14 protein-coding genes are annotated in these 20,382 nt (G+C 64.9%); 5 read left to right on the forward strand and 9 right to left on the reverse strand.

Features of this window, described 5'->3' with window-relative positions:
- Window positions 1–159: 159 nt before the first annotated feature.
- Entirely contained in the window at window positions 160–582 is a 423-nt protein-coding gene (locus tag FFS45_RS29865) for a carboxymuconolactone decarboxylase family protein (RefSeq protein ID WP_137958239.1), read from the reverse strand.
- On the reverse strand, window positions 534–992 hold the full coding sequence (locus FFS45_RS29870; protein ID WP_137958240.1) for a MerR family transcriptional regulator: 459 nt from the start codon (window positions 990–992) through the stop codon (window positions 534–536). The genes FFS45_RS29865 and FFS45_RS29870 overlap by 49 nt, the downstream gene beginning before the upstream one ends.
- Window positions 993–1,155: 163 nt before the next feature.
- On the opposite strand from FFS45_RS29870, the gene FFS45_RS29875 reads away from it, so the two are divergent.
- From FFS45_RS29875 to FFS45_RS29890, 4 genes are all read left to right on the forward strand, one after another.
- A complete protein-coding gene (locus FFS45_RS29875; protein WP_137958241.1) occupies window positions 1,156–7,278 on the forward strand; it encodes an MG2 domain-containing protein in 6,123 nt (2,040 codons plus the stop codon).
- Between the two features lie 62 nt (window positions 7,279–7,340).
- Window positions 7,341–9,572, forward strand: coding sequence for a penicillin-binding protein 1C (pbpC, locus tag FFS45_RS29880; RefSeq protein WP_137958296.1), 2,232 nt, complete (start codon window positions 7,341–7,343; stop codon window positions 9,570–9,572).
- Window positions 9,573–9,745: 173 nt separating this feature from the next.
- Window positions 9,746–10,378: a helix-hairpin-helix domain-containing protein gene (locus tag FFS45_RS29885; protein WP_137958242.1), complete on the forward strand. Its 633-nt coding sequence runs from the start codon at window positions 9,746–9,748 to the stop codon at window positions 10,376–10,378.
- Window positions 10,379–10,533: 155 nt separating this feature from the next.
- Complete coding sequence (locus FFS45_RS29890) at window positions 10,534–10,965, forward strand: YidB family protein (protein ID WP_137958243.1); 432 nt, start codon at window positions 10,534–10,536, stop codon at window positions 10,963–10,965.
- Between the two features lie 186 nt (window positions 10,966–11,151).
- On the opposite strand, the gene clpB is transcribed toward FFS45_RS29890, so the two are convergent.
- Both clpB and FFS45_RS29900 read right to left on the reverse strand, forming a co-directional pair.
- Window positions 11,152–13,749, reverse strand: a complete 2,598-nt coding sequence (clpB, locus tag FFS45_RS29895) for an ATP-dependent chaperone ClpB (RefSeq protein ID WP_137958244.1) — start codon at window positions 13,747–13,749, stop codon at window positions 11,152–11,154.
- A gap of 119 nt (window positions 13,750–13,868) precedes the next feature.
- On the reverse strand, window positions 13,869–14,369 hold the full coding sequence (locus tag FFS45_RS29900) for an Rrf2 family transcriptional regulator (RefSeq protein ID WP_137958297.1): 501 nt from the start codon (window positions 14,367–14,369) through the stop codon (window positions 13,869–13,871).
- 271 nt (window positions 14,370–14,640) lie between these two features.
- Here FFS45_RS29900 and FFS45_RS29905 point away from each other — a divergent pair, with 271 nt between their 5' ends.
- Window positions 14,641–15,195: a group III truncated hemoglobin gene (locus tag FFS45_RS29905; protein ID WP_137958245.1), complete on the forward strand. Its 555-nt coding sequence runs from the start codon at window positions 14,641–14,643 to the stop codon at window positions 15,193–15,195.
- Window positions 15,196–15,231: 36 nt separating this feature from the next.
- On the opposite strand, the gene FFS45_RS29910 is transcribed toward FFS45_RS29905, so the two are convergent.
- The 5 genes from FFS45_RS29910 to FFS45_RS29930 form a co-directional block, all read right to left on the reverse strand.
- Window positions 15,232–15,717 (reverse strand): molybdenum cofactor biosynthesis protein MoaE, encoded by a 486-nt coding sequence (locus tag FFS45_RS29910; protein ID WP_137958246.1) that lies wholly within the window; start codon window positions 15,715–15,717, stop codon window positions 15,232–15,234.
- 32 nt (window positions 15,718–15,749) lie between these two features.
- Window positions 15,750–16,007 carry a molybdopterin converting factor subunit 1 gene (gene moaD / locus FFS45_RS29915; RefSeq protein WP_137958247.1) on the reverse strand — a complete coding sequence of 86 codons (258 nt, stop codon included), beginning with the start codon at window positions 16,005–16,007 and terminating at the stop codon, window positions 15,750–15,752.
- 32 nt (window positions 16,008–16,039) lie between these two features.
- On the reverse strand, window positions 16,040–17,365 hold the full coding sequence (locus tag FFS45_RS29920; protein ID WP_171029792.1) for a molybdopterin molybdotransferase MoeA: 1,326 nt from the start codon (window positions 17,363–17,365) through the stop codon (window positions 16,040–16,042).
- 141 nt (window positions 17,366–17,506) lie between these two features.
- Entirely contained in the window at window positions 17,507–18,958 is a 1,452-nt protein-coding gene (gene thrC, locus FFS45_RS29925; protein ID WP_137958248.1) for a threonine synthase, read from the reverse strand.
- A 13-nt stretch (window positions 18,959–18,971) separates the two neighbouring features.
- On the reverse strand, window positions 18,972–20,303 hold the full coding sequence (locus tag FFS45_RS29930) for a homoserine dehydrogenase (RefSeq protein ID WP_137958249.1): 1,332 nt from the start codon (window positions 20,301–20,303) through the stop codon (window positions 18,972–18,974).
- Window positions 20,304–20,382: the final 79 nt, after the last annotated feature.

The following is a 20,382-nucleotide window of genomic DNA, read 5'->3' on the forward strand; positions in this document are numbered from 1 at the left end:
CGCACTGTCCCGCTTATCGGGGGGCGCCGCAATGTCGGACCGTTAGTTGCGTTTCATCCCGAGACCCGCCACGCCGCACGCGTCCCAAGCCCCACCCTGGCCTCCTCCCTCCCCTGTCTCGCCACCGGCAAACTCATCCTGCCCGGGCACACCACCCCATCACGCCGCTCCGCCCGGCGCCTCGCCGCCGTGCGCTTGTGCATCGTGCCGCTCGAACACCTCGCGCGCGGCAAACAGTGCGTTGAGCGCCGCCGGGAAGCCGGCGTAGAGCGCCATCTGCATAAACACTTCGACGATCTCCTCACGCGTGCAGCCGACATTGAGCGCCGCTTCGATATGCACCTTCAACTGCGGCTGCGCACAGCCGAGTGTCGCCAGCGACGCAATCGTCGCAATCTCGCGCGCCCGCAGGTCCAGTTGCGGCCGGCTGTAGATATCGCCAAAGCCGAACTCGATCAGCAACCGTCCGAAATCCGGAGCGATCGGCGCGAGCGCGGCGATCACCATTTCGCCGGCGGCGCCGTCGATTTCCTTCAGCTTGTTCCAGCCCCGGGTGTAGCGGTCGTTCTGTGCGTATTCCATGGTGAGTCCTTGTCTGATTGGGTGTCATCGGCTTGTCGTGTCACCGTGCGCTCAGCCGCCTCGTAGTAAGCGATCTTGTCGACGATCGCCTCCAGGCTGGTCTGCAGTTCGGCGATATGCGCGAGCACCGCATCGCGATGCTCGACCAGCAATTCGCGCCGCGCGCCAATGGTCGTCTCCCCTTGCGCACGCAACGCGGCAAACGCCTGCATCCCGGCGATCGGCATGCCGGTTGCCTTTAAGCGCATCACGAACTGCAGCCAGTCGAGGTCCGTGGGCGAATAGAGACGGTGTCCCGCCCCAGTGCGTCCGACGGCCCGGATCAGGCCCGCTTGCTCGTAATAGCGCAGCGTGTGAGTGGAGACGCCGGTTGCTGCGGCGACCTGGCCAATGGTGAGTGCTTGTGACATGACGGAACTCAGGTTAGGACTTCGAGTGCACTCTAAGTCAAGCGGCATACGATGTCATTCGTCATCCGCAATCGAGTTGTTTTTTGAGATCCGACAAGGTTGGGGATACTGAGGATCGTCCGGTAGAATCGCCAGCAATCTGAAAGCGACAGGAGCGCGGTCGATGCGAAGCGGCACACTCAAACGGAAGTGGATGTGGGCGACGGTAGCGGCGCTCGGCTTGCTGAGCGCGTCATCGTGGCGAGCCGATGCAGCACGCATCACGAGCGTTTCGCCGCAAGGCAAGGTCGCACAGGTCCGGCAAGTGGTTGTCAAGTTCGACGAAGCGATGATCGCGTTCGGCTCGGCAGCGGCCGCGGCGCCTGCCCAGGTGCATTGCAACGATGCAGCCGCGAGTGGCGGCCAGGCGCACTGGATCGACGACAAGACCTGGGCGTGGGATTTCACCGCGGACCTGCCGCCCGGCCTCAGTTGCACGGTCGATCTCAACGACGGGTTGAAATCGTTTGCCGGCCACGCTATCACGGGGCCGCACCGCTATGCGTTTCAAACGGGCGGTCCGTTCGTGCAGAATGCCCGGCCCGATGACGGCGAGATCGAAGAAGACCAGGCGTTCGTGCTGCAACTGAATGGACCGGCGACAGATGCGTCGGTGCACGATCATGTGTGGTGCGAATCGAGCGGCCTTGGCAATCGCATCCCCGTCAAGAAACTCGACGACACGGCGCGCGCGGCGCTCCTCAAGCATTTCCATCTGCAAAAGGATGCTGCTCGCGTCCTGACGCTTCAATGTCAGCAGACGCTGCCCTCCTCGGCCAAGATGCAACTGGTGTACGGCGTAGGCGTGGCGAGTCCGAGCGGCCTTGCCAACGACGTGGAGCGCCGCTTCGACTACACCGTGCGCGATCCCTTTGCCGCCAGCTTCTCGTGCGAGCGCGAGAATGCCAAGGCGCCGTGCACACCGTTGCGTCCGGTGCAGGTGCAGTTCAACGCGCCGATCAGCCGCGCCGATGCCGAAAAGCTCACGCTCAAGGGCCCCGGCGGCACGATTTCACCGACCTTCAAGCCCGACGACAAGGATTCCGAAACGACGGCGGTCGAATTCGCCGCGCCGCTGCCCGAGCACGCCGAGCTCACCATCGACATCCCCGCGAACCTGAAAGACGTCAGCGGCCGTGCGCTCACCAATGCCAATCTGTTTCCGCTCAAGACCACCACGGCGCCGATGCCGCCTCTTGCCAAGTTCTCGTCGGGGACCTTCGGCATTGTCGAGCGTTTCGCGGAGCCGGACATGCCCGCGCTGGTGCCGGTGACGTTGCGCAACGTCGAAGCCGACCTGCATGTGGCCGGCCTCAATGCGGGCGACGCGCAGTTCAGCAAACTGCGCGTCGATGCGGACACCGATATCCGCGAGTGGATGCGTCTTGTCGAGCGCTTCGACGATTATTCGATGAACCGCTCGACCATCGACTCGCTGATGCCAGGCCTGCTGCAACGCTCGCAGAATCCGGTCTATGTGCAGCGCACGCCCGGCCAGGCGGCCGATGACGAAAACAGGAAGGACCCGGAGATCGACATCCGCTCGCTCTCGCTGCTCGCGGGACAGCGCGGTGTCGAAACACTGGCGTTGCCGAAGGAAGACCCGAAGGCCCTGCGGCCGTTCGAAGTGGTCGGCGTACCGGTGACGAAGCCCGGCTTCTACGTGATAGAGCTGGCCTCCCCCGCGCTCGGCGCCTCGCTGCTCGGCAAGAAGGCGCCCATGTACGTGCGCACCGCGGTGCTCGTCACCAACCTGGGCGTGCACTTCAAGCAAGGGCGCGAAAATAGCGTGGTGTGGGTGACCTCGCTCGACAAGGGCCAGCCGGTGCCGAATGCCGTCATCCAGGTCAGCGACTGCAATGGCGCCGACCTCGCCTCCGGCAAGACCGACGCGCATGGCGTGCTGACCATCGACAAGGCGCTCGCACCGGTGAAGGAATGCGGCGACACGAGCTTCGAAGGCTTCTTCGTATCGGCCCGCGTCGACGATCCGAAGACCGGCGCCGACATGGCGTTCGTGCGCTCCGACTGGAATCGCGGCATCGAGTCCTGGCGCTTCAACGTGCCTACCGACACCAGCATCGAACAGACGGTGCGTGCCCATACCGTGTTCGACCGCACGCTCTTGCGCGCCGGCGAGACGGTTTCGATGAAGCATCTGATCCGCGTCGAGACGCTGCACGGTTTCGCGTATCCGCAGAAGTATCCGACCCGGGTGACAATCCGTCATCTGGGCAGTGGCCAGACCTATCATCTGCCGCTCAAATGGTCCGCCGACCATAGCGCGGATTCGAGCTTCACGATTCCGGTGGCGGCAAAACTCGGCGAATACAGCGTCACGCTCGACGACGGCGATCCGAATGCAACCGCGTCCTCCAGCGCGGCAAACGGAAACGACAGCGACGATGGCGACAATGCCGACGACAGCGATAACAGCAGCAACAGCGCTTCGCCGCACATGAGCTACGAGTCCGGCAGCTTCCGTGTCGAGGAATTCCGCTTGCCGGTCTTCAAGGGCACGATTGCCGTGCGCGATGAAAAGACCCATCCGCTGGTCGCCGCGAAACAGGCGCCGCTCACGCTGCAGATCGACTATGTGTCGGGCGGCGCGGCGGCCAATCTGCCGGTGCAGGTGTCGGCCTTGCTCAGGAGCACGACACCGGGCTTCACCGACAACTTCCCGGACTTCAGCTTCACGCCCTACACGCCGCAAACCGGTGACGACACCTCGGCCTCGGACGACGAAGACAGCGACGCGCAGCAACCCGCCGACGACGGCGCCAAGCTGGTCGCCGACAAGGAAGCCGTCACGCTCGATCGCAACGGTTCCGGCGGCCTCACGCTGAAGAACCTGCCGCATGTCGACGCCCCCAAACGCCTCGCGCTGGAGGCGACCTTCGCCGATCCGAACGGCGAGGTGCAGACCATTTCCGGCGGCGCGACGCTATGGCCCGCAGCGGTGGTGGCGGGCATCAAGTCGGGACAATGGGTGTCGGTGGGCAACACGGTGCCGGTCAAGGCCCTCGCCGTGGATCTGCAAGGCAAGCCGCGCGCCGGCGTGGCGCTCGACGTGCATGGCTACGCGCGCATCACGACGACCTCGAGAAAACGCATGGTCGGCGGCTTCTACGCCTACGACAACCATACCGAGACCAAGGACCTCGGTTCGCTGTGCAGCGGCACGAGCGACGACCACGGCCTGCTCGCCTGCGACGCGAAGCTGCGCGACGCGGGCAATATCGATCTCGTCGTCACGGCCAAAGACGGCGACGGCAATGTGTCGACGGCGAGCAGTTCGGTATGGGTCACGCGCGAAGACGAGTTGTGGTTCGGCGGCGAGAACACCGACCGCATCGACGTGCTGCCCGAGAAGCCCTCCTATGAACCGGGCGAGACCGCGCGCTTCCAGGTGCGCATGCCGTTCCGCTTCGCCACCGCGCTGGTCGCGGTCGAACGCGAGGGCATTATCGAAACGCACGTCGTCCAACTGGACGGCAAGGATCCGACCGTCGAGCTGAAAGTGAATGAAGCATGGGGGCCGAACGTCTACGTGTCGGTGCTGGCCTTGCGCGGACGGATTCATGAAGTGCCGTGGTACTCGTTCTTCACGTGGGGCTGGAAGGCCCCGCTCGAATGGGCGCGCGCGTTCTGGTACGAGGGCCGTCACTATGAGGCGCCCACGCCGCTCGTCGATCTGTCGAAGCCGGCCTTCCGCTACGGCATGGCCGAGATCAAGGTGGGCACGGCCGCCCACAAGCTGGCGGTGAGCGTCACGCCGGATGCGACGTCCTACACCGTGCGCGGCAAGGCGCACGTCAAGCTGCACGTGCAGATGCCAGGCGGCAAGCCCGCGCCGGCCGGCACGCAGATCGCCGTGGCGGCCGTCGACGAAGCCCTGCTCGAACTGATGCCCAACCAGAGCTGGGACTTGCTCGACGCCATGCTGGAGCGGCGCGCCTACGGTGTCGAAACGTCGACTGCACAGATGGAAATCATCGGCCGGCGCCACTTCGGGCGCAAGGCCGTGCCGGCCGGCGGTGGCGGCGGCCACAGCGCGACGCGCGAACTGTTCGACACGTTGCTGCTGTGGAACCCGCGCGTGACGCTCGACGCCAACGGCGATGCCAGCCTCGACGTTCCGCTCAACGACGCCTTGACGAGCTTCCGGATCGTCGCGATCGCCGCGGTCGGCCCGGGCATGTTCGGCACCGGCAGCACGTCGATTCGCAGCACCCAGGATCTGCAACTGATCTCGGGCCTGCCCCCGCTCGTGCGCGAAGGCGACGTGTTCCGCGCACAGTTCACCGTGCGCAATACCACGGCCCGCGCCATGAAAGTGGTCGTCACGCCGAACGTGCCAGGCCTCACGCTTGCCACGCAAACAGTCGATCTCGCCGCGGACTCGGCACGCGAAATCGCATGGACCGTGACCCCGCCCGATGGCCTCTCCGATACGCCGTCCGGTGCTCTGACGTGGAACGTGAGCGCGGCCGAGCAAGGCGGCCCGCATGCGAGCGATGCGCTGAAAATCGCGCAGCGCGTCACGGCTGCCGTACCCGTCACGGTTCAGCAAGCGACGCTCGCGCAGGTCGACGGCACGCTGTCGCTGCCGGTGGCCGCGCCGCCGGACGCGAGCACGACTCAGGCCGGGGCGATCCGCGGCGGCATTGCGGTGTCGCTGCAGTCGAAGCTCTCCGACGGGCTGCCGGGTGTGCGCCGCTGGTTCGAACGCTATCCGTACAACTGTCTCGAACAGCAGACCTCGCGGGCGATCGGTCTGCGCGACCCGGCGCAATGGCAGGCAGTGGTGGCGCGCATGCCGGTGTACCTGGACCACGACGGCCTCGCCAACTACTTCCCGCCAAGCGACGATAGCGGCAACCACGGCAGCACGACGCTAAGCGCCTATCTGCTCGCCGTCACCGACGAAACCGCCAAGCTCGATCCGCGCTTCACCCTGCCCGACGATCTGCGCGGCAAACTCGAAGCGGGGCTCGTGAGCTTCGTGCAGGGCAAGATCCAGCGCGACGTATGGGCGCCGCGCAAGGATCTCGAGCTGCGCAAGCTCGAAGCGCTCGAAGCTTTGTCGCGCTATGGGATGGCGCAGCCGAGCATGCTCGAATCGATTGAAATTGCGCCGAACCAGTGGCCAACTTCGGCGCTGCTCGACTACTACGCGATCCTGTCGCGCGTACAGGGCATTCCCCAGCGCGAGGACAAGCGCGCCCAGCTCGAACAGATCCTGCGCGCCCGGCTTACTTATCAGGGCACCCGCCTCACCTTCTCGACCGAAGCCGACGATGATCTCTGGTGGCTCATGACCGGCACTGAAGACAACGCGGCGCGCACCGCGCTGACCTTCGTCGACTCCCCCGCGTGGAAAGACGAGATGCCGCGTCTTGTCGCCGGGCTGCTGGCGCTGCAACGCAACGGCGCATGGCAGACCACGACCGCCAACGTGTGGGGCTCGCTCGCGGTGCAACGCTTCTCGCAGGTCTTCGAGAGCACGCCCGTGACCGGACAGACACGGCTGCAACTCGGCCCGCTCGACAAGACGATCTCGTGGAGGCAGGCTGCCGTGCCGGCCGCGGATACGGCGGTATCCGCCACACCCGCGACACCCGCCACGCAGACCAAAGACAGCCACAGCCAGCTTCTGCCGTGGCCGCCCGCGAACCAGGGCACGGCCGCGCCGTTGACGCTGACTCATGACGGCACCGGCAAGCCATGGGCGACGATCGAAAGCCTCGCTGCCGTGCCATTGAAAACACCGTTCGCGGCGGGCTATCGGATCACCAAAACCGTCACGCCGCTCGACCCGGCGGTCAAAGGCGTCTACACGCGCGGCGATGTGGTGCGCGTGCATCTGGACATCGATGCGCAGACCGACATGACGTGGGTGGTCGTCAACGATCCGGTGCCGGCCGGTGCAACGATTCTCGGCTCGGGTCTGGGACGCGACTCGGAGGCGGCAACGCAAGGCGAAAATAGCGGCGCAGACGCGGAACGTAGTGCATGGCCGGCGTTTATCGAGCGCGGTTTCGACGGTTACCGCGCGTACTACGATTATGTGCCGAAGGGCAAATTCTCGGTGGAGTACACGGTGCGGCTCAATAACGTCGGCACGTTCGGCCTGCCGCCGACGCGCGTCGAGGCGCTCTATGCGCCGTCGACATTCGGCGCGCTGCCGAATGCGGCGCTGGTGGTGCAGCCTGCTGCGGGCACTGCGCCCGCGGCGTCGAAGTGAGGTGAAGCGTGGCGCTTGCGTTCGTCCGCACGGCAGTGTGCATCGGCCTGCTCAGCAGTTCGATGAGCGCGTTTGCCCTGCCTTCGTTCGACCAGGTCCACGCACACTGGCGCAGTTCGGACTGGGTGCTGCTCGCGCGCGACGGCGAACCGCTGCAGCGCACCCGCATCGACAACACCGAGCGGCGCGGCGACTGGATCGCGCTCGCCGATGTCTCGCCGGCGTTGCGCCAGGCGATCGTGGTGTCGGAAGACAAGCGCTTCTACGAGCATAGCGGCGTCGACTGGCGCGGCGCCGCCGGCGCCGCCTGGGCCAACTTGTGGAATACCCGCACGCGCGGCGCCTCGACCGTGACGATGCAGTTGACCGGCCTGCTCGACGACGACCCGCAGCGTTCAGGACAACGTTCGATCGTGCAAAAGGCCAACCAGGCCGTCAAGGCGTTGTGGCTCGAACGGACGTGGCGCAAGGACCAGATCCTCGAGGCCTATCTGAATCTGGTGCCGTTTCGCGGCGAGACGATCGGTTTGTCGGCGATCTCCATGACCCTGTTCGGCAAGGCGCCGTCCGGTCTCGACGAGCGCGAGGCGGCAGTCGCCGCCGCGCTGATCCGCGCACCAAACGCCCCCTATGCGAAGGTCAGCGAACGCGCCTGCCGGATTCTGCGCGACATGCAGGCGGCCGGCCAATGCGCGAATCTCGGCGGGTTCGTGCAACTGGCTTTCGCGCGCCCTGCGCCCGCGTCACTGTCGCTGGCATCCGGGGACGAATCGCTCGCGCCGCACTTCGCGCGACGCGTGGCGGCCGAAGTGCATCCGCTCGCCGGCGATCGCATCGCCTCAACGCTCGACGCCAACCTGCAACGCTTCGCCCGCGACACGCTCACCCGCACCCTGCTCGAACTGAACGCCCGCGCGCATCCGCGCAATGTGCAGGACGGCGCGGTGGTGGTGCTCGATAACGCGAGCGGCGAAGTACGCGCCTGGGTCGGTTCGTCGGGCGCGCTCTCGGGCGCCCGCGACGTCGACGCAGTGCTCGCGCTGCGCCAGGCCGGCTCGACGCTCAAGCCCTTCCTGTACGCCCAGGCGATCGACGAGCGGCGGCTCACCAGCGCGTCGCTGCTCGACGATGCACCGCTCGACCTGGCCGCCGGTGGCGGCCTCTACATCCCGCAGAATTACGACAAGGACTTCAAGGGCTGGGTCAGCGTGCGCACGGCGCTCGGCTCGTCGCTGAACGTGCCGGCCGTCCGCACGCTCGTCATGGTGACGCCGCATCGCTTTGCGAAAACGCTCACCGAGCTCGGACTTCCGCTCACGCAAAGCGGCGATTACTACGGCTATAGCCTTGCGCTCGGCAGCGCCGACGTCACCTTGCTTGCGCTGACCAATGCCTACCGGGCTCTCGCCAATGGCGGTCTCGCGACGCCTGCTGCCGATCTGCCGCATCGTCCCGTCGCGCAGTCCGGCGTGCGGCCCAATGCGTCGCCTGATGCAAACGCGCCTCAGCAGGCCGAAGCGAAACCGGCGCAGCGTGTCTTCAGCGCCGATGCCAGTTTCATCATCACCACCGTGCTGTCGGACAACAACGCCCGCACGCGCACCTTCGGTTTCGACAGCCCGCTCGCCACACGCTTCTTTTCCGCGGTCAAAACCGGCACCAGCAAAGATATGCGCGATAACTGGACGGTCGGCTTCACCTCGCGCTATACGGTGGGCGTGTGGGTCGGCAATGCGGACGGCACGCCGATGTGGGACGTCTCGGGCGTGACCGGCGCGGCGCCCGTGTGGGCCGCGATTGTCGGCTACCTGCATCGGCGTTTGCCGAGCACGCCGCCCGCCATGCCACCCGGCGTGATCGAGACACGCGTCACGTTTGAAAACAATACCGAACCGGCGCGCAACGAGTGGTTCGTACGCGGCACCGAGACGCCGCGGGTCGAACTCGCAGCGAACGCGGACGACAGCGCGCGCCGCATTTCGACGCGCGGCGCGGTGCGCATCGGCACGCCCACCGACGGCACGATCTTCGCGCTCGACCCCGATATTCCCGCCGCGCGCCAACGTGTTTCATTCGAACGTGCGAGCGGCGCCTCGACGCTCAGCACATGGCGGCTCGACGGCAAGACGCTCGGTCATGCGCCGCGCGTGCCGTGGCTGCCATGGCCCGGACATCATCTGCTGGAGCTCGTCAATGCCGACGGCAGCGTCGCCGATTCGGTGCGCTTCGAAGTACGTGGCGCGGTGGCCCGCACGGCTCAGACACCCGGCGCACCCAAACAGCCTACGCAATAGGCAAAAGGTTCAAATACTGTCCAAGTGATTTACTTGTCACGAATCGATCGGTATAAAACGTCGGCTTTCATAAAAAGGGCGCGCAATTTGTCCTATGCTTAAGCGCAGCGCATGCTGACTGAGCGCGTCGTCCGTTCCCGGCTAACTTTTTTGCCCTCAATGGAGTGCTTGCCATGCTGAAGAAGCTGCTCATGCTTTGCCTCGCTCTCGCCCTGTCGCTGTCAGCCGGTTTCGCCGCCGCGGTCGAAGTCAATTCCGCCGATCAGGCCACGCTCGAAACAGTCAAGGGTATCGGCCCGGTGCATGCCAAAGCCATTATCGACGAGCGCACCAAGAACGGCCCGTTCAAGGATGCCGACGATCTCGCCTCGCGCGTGAAGGGCCTCGGCACCAAATCGGTGAGCAACCTCGAAGCAGCCGGCCTCACGATTAACGGTTCTTCAGCAGCACCGACCGGCGCGAAGACCGCAGCCAAGTCGAGCACGGCGAACGCTGGCAACACCACGAGCACGAGCGCGCCGGCAGCCAGGACGCCGGCCGCAGCCACCACGGCCGCTACGACGACGGCCGCACCGGCTGCTGCCACTGCGAGTGCCCCTGCAGCAGCGTCAAGTGGCAAGGCTTCGAAGTCGAAGAAAAAGAGCAAGGCGGCCTCGGACGCGGCCGCTGCCTCTGCTCCTGCCACAGCCGCTGCAAGCGCGCCGGCAGATGCATCGGGCAGCCAGGCCACCAAGTCGAAGAAGGCCAGGAAGAGCAAGGCAGCGTCGGCTGCCGCAGCATCGGCTGCCGCAGCTTCGGGCACGTGAGATTCGTCGGGTGCAACGGCGTGACACAGTCCGCCTGAGCCCTGCGATGCGGTATCGCGAACGCCCTGCTTCACATCCATCCGGTGCCGCGCAACCGCGCGGCGTTTTCACCCGCCGGCGTCTCGACAGAACGCCGGCATTCAAGAGAGACCGTCATGAGCCTACTCGACACCCTCGGTTCCTTGCTCGGCCAGTCGCCCGAAGGCGGCGGCAACCAGCAGGCCCTTATCAGCACCGCGCTTGAATTCGTCAACAACCAGCCGGGCGGCCTGAATGGCCTGATCCAGCAGTTCAAGGACAAAGGCGCCGGCGACATCATCAGTTCGTGGGTCGGCAACGGCGAGAATCAGCCGATCTCGGCAGACGCGCTGCATAGCGTGCTCGGCTCGGACACGGTCGCCAATCTGGCTGCCAAGGCCGGCGTGCAACCCGATCAGGTCACAGGACTGCTGTCGCAGATCCTGCCGCACGTCGTCAATGCGGCAACGCCCAATGGCGAAGTGCCCGCCGCCGGCCAGGTGGATACGGGCAGCGTGCTTGGCGCACTCGGCAGCCTGTCGTCGCTGTTCGGCAAGGGCAACGCATAACGCTTGACGTAGCGGCGGCCGCCGCGTTGAATGGCGCGCGCCGCACCACAAGTAAAAAGGGCAACGAATCAAGCTTCGTTGCCCTTTTTCATTTCACCGTTCGTCCGCTAAAGGTGGCTCAAACTCAGCCGCCCTGCCGAACCTGCCGAGCTTGTGGCAAGCGCCACCGCTCATGCCCAACACCGCTTAATGCACGACGCGGTCGAACACCAGCTTGCCGTCGTCCACTTCCACCGGAATCACATCCTTCGGTCCGAACTTGCCGGCCAGAATCAGCTTCGCAACCGGATTCTCGATCTCCTGCTGGATCGCGCGCTTCAACGGCCGGGCGCCGAACAGCGGGTCGTAGCCGACCTTGCCGATCAGCTCCAGCGCGTCTTCCGACACCACCAGTTGCATGTCGAGCTTCGCGAGCCGCTCCTGCAGCCGTTGCAACTGGATCCGCGCAATCGACTGGATGTTCGAGCGGTCGAGCGCATGGAACACGACAACGTCGTCGATCCGGTTAAGGAATTCGGGGCGGAAATGCAGCTTCACCTCTTCCCACACCGCATCCTTCACGGCCTCCTGCGGCTCGCCGACCATCGCCTGGATCACTTGCGAACCGAGGTTCGACGTCATCACGATCACCGTGTTCTTGAAGTCCACGGTGCGGCCCTGGCCATCGGTCATGCGGCCGTCGTCGAGCACCTGCAGCAGCACATTGAAGACGTCCGGGTGAGCCTTTTCGATCTCGTCGAGCAGGATCACGCTGTACGGCTTGCGACGCACCGCTTCGGTCAGATAGCCGCCTTCCTCATAGCCGACGTAGCCCGGCGGCGCGCCGATCAGCCGCGCGACGCTATGCTTCTCCATGAACTCGCTCATGTCGATGCGGATCAGATGATCCTCCGAATCGAACAGGAACGACGCCAGCGCCTTGCACAGTTCGGTCTTGCCCACGCCAGTCGGGCCAAGGAACAGGAACGAACCGTACGGACGGTTTGGATCGGCTAGACCCGCACGCGAACGGCGGATCGCATCGGCGACGGCCGAAATGGCTTCGTCCTGACCGACCACGCGGTCGTGCAGCTTTTCTTCGATCTGCAGCAGCTTTTCGCGCTCGCCCTGCATCATCCGCGAAACCGGAATGCCGGTTGCGCGCGACACCACTTCGGCGATTTCCTCGGCGCCCACCTGCGTGCGCAACAAGCGCGGCCGGGTCGGATTGTTCTGCTCCTTCGCCTCGGCCATGGTGACTTCCTTCAGTTGCGCTTCGAGCCCCGGCAGCTTGCCGTACTGCAGCTCGGCGACCTTCTCCAGCTTGCCTTCACGTTGCAGGCGCGTGATTTCCGCACGGGTCCGCTCGATCTCTTCCTTCAGTTGCGCACTGCCCAGCACCGCCGCCTTTTCGGCAGTCCAGATTTCTTCGAGGTCCGAATAATCGCGATTCAGACGCTCGATTTCTTCCTCGATCAGTTGCAGGCGCTTCTGCGAGGCTTCGTCCTTTTCCTTCTTGACGGCTTCGCGCTCGATCTTGAGCTGGATCAGACGGCGGTCGAGCCGGTCCATCTCCTCGGGCTTCGAATCAATTTCCATCTTGATCTTCGAGGCCGCCTCGTCGATCAGATCGATGGCCTTGTCCGGCAGGAACCGGTCCGTGATGTAACGATGCGAGAGTTCCGCCGCCGCGACGATCGCCGGGTCGGTGATATCCACGCCGTGGTGCAGCTCATACTTTTCCTGCAAGCCGCGCAGGATCGCGATGGTCGCCTCCACCGAAGGCTCGTCGACCAGCACTTTCTGGAAACGCCGCTCGAGCGCCGCATCCTTCTCGATGTACTTGCGATACTCGTCGAGCGTGGTGGCGCCGACACAGTGCAGCTCGCCGCGCGACAATGCAGGCTTGAGCATGTTGCCTGCGTCCATGGCCCCTTCGGCCTTGCCCGCACCGACCATGGTGTGAATTTCGTCGATAAAGACGATGGTCTGGCCTTCGTCCTTGGCGATATCGTTCAGCACGGCCTTCAGGCGCTCTTCGAACTCGCCGCGGTACTTGGCGCCGGCCAGCAGTGCCGCCATATCGAGCGAGAGCACACGCTTGCCCTTGAGCGTTTCCGGCACTTCGCCGTTGACGATGCGCTGCGCGAGGCCTTCCACGATAGCGGTCTTGCCCACGCCCGGCTCGCCGATCAGCACCGGGTTGTTCTTGGTGCGGCGCTGCAGGATCTGGATGGAGCGGCGAATCTCGTCGTCGCGGCCAATCACTGGATCGAGCTTGCCCGCGCGGGCCCGCTCGGTCAGATCGACGGTGTATTTTTTCAGTGCTTCACGCTGGCTTTCGGCGTCCTGACTATGTACCTGCGAGCCGCCGCGCACGGCGGCAATGGCCGATTCCAGCGACTTGCGCGACAGGCCGTGCTGACGCGCGAGGCGCCCGGCCTCGCCCTTGTCGTCAGCCACTGCGAGCAGGAACATTTCGCTGGCGATAAACGTGTCGTTGAGCTTTTGCGCTTCCTTGTCGGCCTGGTTCAGAAGACCGGTCAGATCGCGGCCGATCTGCACGTTGCCGTCGGTGCCCTGCACCTGCGGAAGACGCGTAATCGCGTCGTTCAGCGCCGTTTGCAGCGCCTGGACATGCACGCCGGCGCGCGACAGCAACGAACGCGCGGAGCCGTCCTGTTGTGCGATCAGCGCCGCCAATAGATGAACCGGCTCGATGTACTGATTGTCATGGCCGACGGCCAGACTCTGCGCATCCGCCAACGCTTCCTGGAATTTAGTGGTGAGCTTGTCGACTCTCATCAAGAGACCTCCAATTTTCGAATATCACCAAAATGAGGCGTTTTCTGCGGGTTTCAAGCGCTTTTTTGCATGCGACAGCAAGTATTTAACAATTGAGACGAACAACCGGTTTGCTCTGGTCAATCGGCAGGCGCCGCCCCGGCGTCGCCGGGTGCGGCCAGTTCGATGGGGATAATTGCGCGCATGCCGAGCAGCGCCGCCAGGGGGCCCGCAGGCTCGGCCAACTCCCCGATCGTATGCCGATCGAGCTCGGATAGGAATGCATGCCGTGCCACCTCCAGCACCCCTTTCAGGCGGCATTGCGACTCGATCACACAATGGCGGTGGGTGCCGCGCTCGTCGGGAAAGCAGCCCACCAGCGCGAAATCGGTTTCGGTGGCCCGCACCACTTCGCCCACCGTCAGCGTGCCCGAGTGCTCGAAGAGCCGCAGGCCACCGTTACGGCCGCGCACCGTTTCGACCCAGCCGAGTTCGCCGAGCCGTTGCACGACCTTCATCAGATGGTTCTTCGAAATCCCGTAGGCATCCGAGATATCCTGGATCGTCGACAAGCTTTTGCCGCGTACCGCCAGATACAGCATGACGCGTAGTGAATAATCCGTGTAGTCGGTCAGTCTCATAGTCGCAAAATCATGATGAGCGACGACGATCCGCTGGAAGACCTTGTCGGCGCGAGGGTTGCCGGTGTAGCCGCTACGCCATAACATGCAGGGGCTGCGCATGTTAAAGGCGTGGACTTTCCGTAATCCTTCTCATTCTGAATGGTATCGTTTGCTCGCATCGTTGTTTTTCTGATCAATGTCAGACCCATACCTGATACCTGGTCATTGCGATTGAGGCGTGTGACTTCTTACCGCCCCTGTCGCCTCTGCGTTTCCCTGTGACCACTGCATGAAGCCAATCTTTACGCCGGCGGCCGCTGCGCCGCGACACGCCGCACCCGACGAAGCCAATATCCGCGAACTCGTGTACGCGTTTTATGACCGGGTGCGCGCCGACTCCCTGCTCGGCCCCATCTTCGAGCAGGCGCTGGCAGGACGCTGGGACGAGCATCTGCCGAAGATGTGCACCTTCTGGGCAAGCCTCGTGCTCGGCGCGAAGCAGTATCGCGGCAATGTGCAGCAGGCGCACCAGCCGTTGCCGGGCATCGAGCCGCAGCATTTCAGCCACTGGCTGTATCTGTTTCTCGATACCGTGGAGTCGCGCTACGAGCCCGCCGCGGCAGTCCGCTTCATGGAACCGGCCTTGCGCATCGCGCAGAGCTTGCAGTTGAGCCGGTTTGGCTGGGAGTACACGATTCCCGCCGAGCAACAGGCCCTGCTCGCGCGGGTAGCGCCGGCCCGGCGCGAGCGTGCCGAACATGCGCACCCGGAGACCCCCCCGGCCAGAAGCGCGCGCGGCGAGCCGTTTCCGGCAAAGATCATCGGGAGCTCAAGCGAGGACTGAAACGCCGCCACGCAGGTGGGCGCAGCGCGAGACACGCTATTCGGGCTTCGTGGACTGGGTATTCGTCAGATCAATACCCCAGCGTGCAAGCGCAGCGTCGTCTGTCACGCGAGCGTCAACCCAGCGCTCGCCCTGCTCGGTCTTTTCCTTCTTCCAGAACGGCGCTGCGGTCTTCAGATAGTCCATCACGAACTCGCAGGAAGCGAACGCGTCGCCGCGATGCGCCGCGGTGGTCGCCACCAGCACGATCTGGTCGAGCGGCATCAGCTTGCCGACCCGGTGAACGATCAGCACCTCGACGCCGGGCCAGCGCCCACGCGCGGCCTCGACGATCGCGCCAAGCGATTTCTCGGTCATGCCCGGATAGTGCTCGAGCTCCATGGTTTGCACCGCGCTGCCGTCGTTCAGGTCGCGCACCGTGCCGACAAAGCAGGCCACCGCGCCAATCTTCGGATTTTGTGCGCGCAAGGCTGCTACTTCGGTGCTCAGGTCGAAGTCTTCTGTCTGGACGCGAACGGTCATCGCATGCTCCCTTGCCCTTGGTTCCTTCGCCCTTAACCGCCCGTGACCGGGGGAAAGAACGCGACTTCGCAGCCGTCGGTAATGCGCGTGCCGGCGTCAGTCATCTCGTGGTTGCAGGCCATGCGCAGCGCGCGGCCCTCGGCGAGCGTCTCCGCCCAGATGCCGCCGCGCACGCGCAGCCAGATCCGCACGTCGCCCACCGTGGCGACGCTATCGGGCACCTCGACCGTCTCCGCGGCCGTACCGAGCGCTTCGCGCACGCTGGCAAAATACTTCAGATCAATCTTCATCGGGTTCGCCGCCGGGTACCGCCGGCATCACGTCAGTTCAACAGTTCGGAAAAGGGAATGAAGCGCACGGTCTCGCCGGCGCTGATTGCATGATTGGGCGGATTGTCGATCAGGCCGTCGCCCCACACCGTCGAAGTCAGCACGGCTGAACTCTGGTTCGGGAACAGATCGAGGCCGCCGGCCGGATTGATGCGCGCGCGCAGGAATTCGTTGCGCCGGTCGGCTTTGGACTGCGCGAAATCGGCGCGCAGCGACAATGCGCGCGGCGTCACGGTGCGCACGCCGGACAGGCGCAGCAGGAACGGCCGCACGAACAGCAGAAAGGTGACGAAGCTCGACACCGGGTTGCCCGGCAGGCCGATGAAGAAGGTTTCGGCCGGGGCAGGCGCGGCTGAGGCATCGCCGGAGCCGCCAGCGGGGCCGCCGACTGAACCGCCAACAGCCCCGGCCGCATCCGCCGTACCGCCACGCCGCACCGCGCCGAACGCGAGCGGCTTGCCCGGCTTCATGGCGATCTGCCACATCGAAAGACGCCCCTCCGCTTCGACCGCGGGCTTCACATGGTCTTCCTCGCCCACCGAGACGCCGCCGCAGGTGAGGATCAGGTCGTGGGCCTGCGCGGCTTCGCGCAAGGTCTCGCGCGTCGCGTCGAGCCGGTCGGCGACGATGCCGTAATCGGTCACCTCGCAGCCGAGCTTTTCGAGCAATCCGCTCAGCGTGAAGCGATTCGAGTTGTAAATGGCGCCGGGCTTGAGCGGCTCGCCGGGCATGGTCAGCTCGTCGCCGGTGAAGAACACGGCCACCTTGACGCGCCGCACGACCGCGAGCTCCGCGCAACCGACCGATGCCGCCAGCCCCAGGGCCTGCGGCGTCAAACGCGTGCCCGCCGGCAGGATCACCGCGCCGCTGCGGATGTCCGCACCTTGTGCCGTGATCCATTCGCCCGCCTTCGGCATATGCAGGATCGTCACTGCGTCGCCACTGGCTTCGGTTTGCTCCTGTATGACGATCGCATCGGCGCCCGGCGGCACTGTCGCCCCCGTGAAAATGCGCGCGGCCGTGCCGGCTGCGAGCGGCTGCGGCGCATGGCCGGCCGGGATGCGCTGCGAGACCGGCAAGCGCCGTTCGCCCTGGGTGAGATCGGCAATCCGCACTGCGTAGCCATCCATCGCACTGGTGTTCATCGGCGGCACGTCGAGCGGCGAAACCACGTCGACAGCCAGCACGCGGTTCAGCGCCGCTAGCGTGGGCAGTGTTTCCGTGCCGGCCACGGCGTTGGCCGCGCCGAGCAGCGTCGCGAGCGCATCGGCGGTGGAGAGCATCGGGGCGCGCGGCGCCGGAGAAGTGGGCGTGGACATCGAGGGGAAGGCCCGCAGAACGGAAAAGAATATTGTAGCGGGCCGCGGGGATGGCCGGGGGAGGCCCGGCCTTATGGGGAGGTTTTGCCGGGCGCCACGCCGGCGCCCGCCCCCTGGTCAAACAAGGCCTCAAGCGCCGGTTTAAGCGCCGGTATGTGCGACAACGAAGTCCTTCACGCGCTGCACGTCCGCCGGCAGCACTTCGAAGCGCTGCGGCAGCGACTCGAGGCCGGTAAACGCCGCCGGCCGTTCCGGCTCGCGCAGCAGCGCTTCGCGGATCGTCTCACCGAACTTGATGGGCTGCGCCGTCTCCAGCACGATCATCGGGATGCCCGGCTGCAGATGCTCGCGCGCCACCTTCAGGCCGTCGGCCGTGTGGGTGTCGATCATCGTGTCGTAGCGCTCGAACACGTCGCGGATCGCCTCGACGCGGTCCGCATGGCTGCTGCGGCCCGAGACGAAACCGAATTCCCTGACCCGCGCGAAATCGCCGCTCGCCGCCAGATCGAAGCCGCCCTTCTCTTCGACGTCGCGGAACAGTTGCAGCACGCGCGCCGGATCGCGACCCAGCAGATCGAATACGAAGCGTTCGAAATTCGACGCCTTCGAAATGTCCATGCTCGGGCTGCTGGTGTGATACGTCTCGGCCGCCTTGCGCACCCGGTAGATGCCGGTGCGGAAGAACTCATCGAGCACATCGTTCTCATTGGTCGCGACGACCAGCTTTTCGATGGGCAGGCCCATCATCCGCGCAATATGGCCTGCGCAGACGTTGCCGAAATTGCCCGACGGCACGGTGAACGAAACCCGCTCGTCGTTCGACTTCGTAGCGGCGAAATAGCCCTTGAAGTAGTAGACGACCTGAGCGACAACGCGCGCCCAGTTGATCGAATTGACCGTGCCGATCTTGTACTTCGCCTTGAACGCGTGATCGTTCGAGACGGCCTTGACGATGTCCTGGCAGTCGTCGAACACGCCTTCGACCGCGAGGTTGAAAATGTTCGGGTCCTGCAGGCTGTACATCTGCGCTGTCTGGAACGCGCTCATCTTCTGGTGCGGCGAAAGCATGAAAACGCGAATGCCCTGCTTGCCGCGCATGGCGTATTCGGCCGCGCTGCCGGTGTCGCCCGAGGTGGCGCCGAGGATGTTCAGCGTCTCGCCGTTCCTCGCCAGCGCGTACTCGAACAGGTTGCCGATCAGCTGCATCGCCATGTCCTTGAACGCCAGCGTCGGGCCGTTCGAGAGTTCGAGCAGCGAGAGCGGCGCGCCATTCTCGACGCCCAGCGTCTTGAGCGGCGTGATCTGCGCAGCGCTTTCGTTGTCGCGCACGTTGCAGTAGGTGGCTGCCGTGTAGGTGCGGCGCGTGAGCATGCGCAGGTCTTCAGCGGGAATGTCGTCGCTGAATTTCGACAGGATCTCGAACGCGAGATCCGCGTACGAAAGCGTGCGCCAGCGGCTCAGCTCGTCGGCCGAGACGCGCGGATATTGCGCGGGCAGGTACAGGCCGCCGTCGCTGGCAAGACCGCCCAGCAGGATGTTGGAAAACGTATGGCGCTCGCCGGCTCCGGCGCCGCGCGTGGAAAGGTAGTTCATATCAGTCTCTGGCCTAGTTCAGCGCTTCCATGCGCAGCTTGGTCACGTGCGAAACCACGGTCTTCAGTGCCTCGATGTTGCTGATCGCCGCGTTCACGTGCTTTTCAACCGTTTCGTGCGTGATCAGGATGATGTCGGTCTCGCCCTTGCCGTTGGCGTCGACCTGCTCCGATTCCTTTTGCAGCAGGGCGTCGATCGAGATGCCCGTGTCGGCGAGGATGCGTGTGATGTCGGCAAGCACGCCGGTCACGTCGGCCACGCGCAGACGCAGGTAGTAGCCGCTCGTCACTTCGTCGATCGGCAGGATCGGCGTGTTCGACAGGCTGTCCGGCTGGAACGCCAGATGCGGCACGCGATGCTCCGGATCGGCCGTATGCAGGCGCGTCACGTCGACGAGATCCGCCACCACGGCCGAAGCCGTCGGCTCCGCGCCAGCGCCCTTGCCGTAGTACAGCGTGGTGCCGACCGCGTCGCCATGCACGACCACCGCGTTCATCGCGCCTTCCACATTCGCCAGCAGGCGTTTTTCCGGAATCAGCGTCGGATGCACGCGCAGCTCGATGCCCTTGTCGGTGCGGCGCGCGATGCCCAGCAGCTTGATACGGTAGCCGAGTTCTTCCGCATATCTGATGTCGATTGCCGCCAGCTTGCTGATGCCTTCGACATAAGCCTTGTCGAACTGCACCGGCACGCCGAACGCAATCGCGCTCATGATGGTGGCCTTGTGCGCGGCATCCACGCCTTCGATGTCGAAGGTCGGATCGGCCTCGGCATAGCCCAGTTCCTGGGCGGCCTTCAGCGCCGTCGCGAAGTCGAGCCCGCGGTCGCGCATCTCGGACAGGATGTAGTTCGTCGTGCCGTTGATGATGCCGGCAATGTACTGGATCCGGTTCGCCGTCAGCCCCTCGCGCAGCGCCTTGATGATCGGAATGCCGCCCGCCACGGCCGCTTCGAACGACACCATCACGCCGTTGGCGCGTGCCGCTTCGAAGATTTCGGTGCCGTGCACCGCGAGCAGCGCCTTGTTGGCCGTTACCACGTGCTTGCGGTTGGCGATGGCGCGCAGCACCAGTTCGCGCGCAATGCCCGTGCCGCCGATCATTTCCGCGACGATGTCGATCGACGGATCGTCTACCACGGCGTCGAAGCTATCGGTGATCTCCACCGTGCCGGCCGCGCTGCCGAGCGCCGCCGTGGCCTTGGCCGGATTGCGCACGGCAATGCGCGCAATCTCGATGCCGCGACCGGCGCGCCGTTTGATTTCTTCCTGGTTGCGGCGCAGTACCGTGAAGGTGCCGCTGCCCACCGTGCCGAAGCCCAGCAGTCCAACTTTGATCGGTTCCATGCAGCGTGTGTGTTCGAGTAAGGATTAAGGGAAACGGTTTTCAGCGTCTGTCGTGCGCTTGATACTGCTTGATACTGCC

Source organism: Burkholderia sp. 4M9327F10 (assembly GCF_005503145.1).
Lineage (GTDB): Bacteria > Pseudomonadota > Gammaproteobacteria > Burkholderiales > Burkholderiaceae > Paraburkholderia.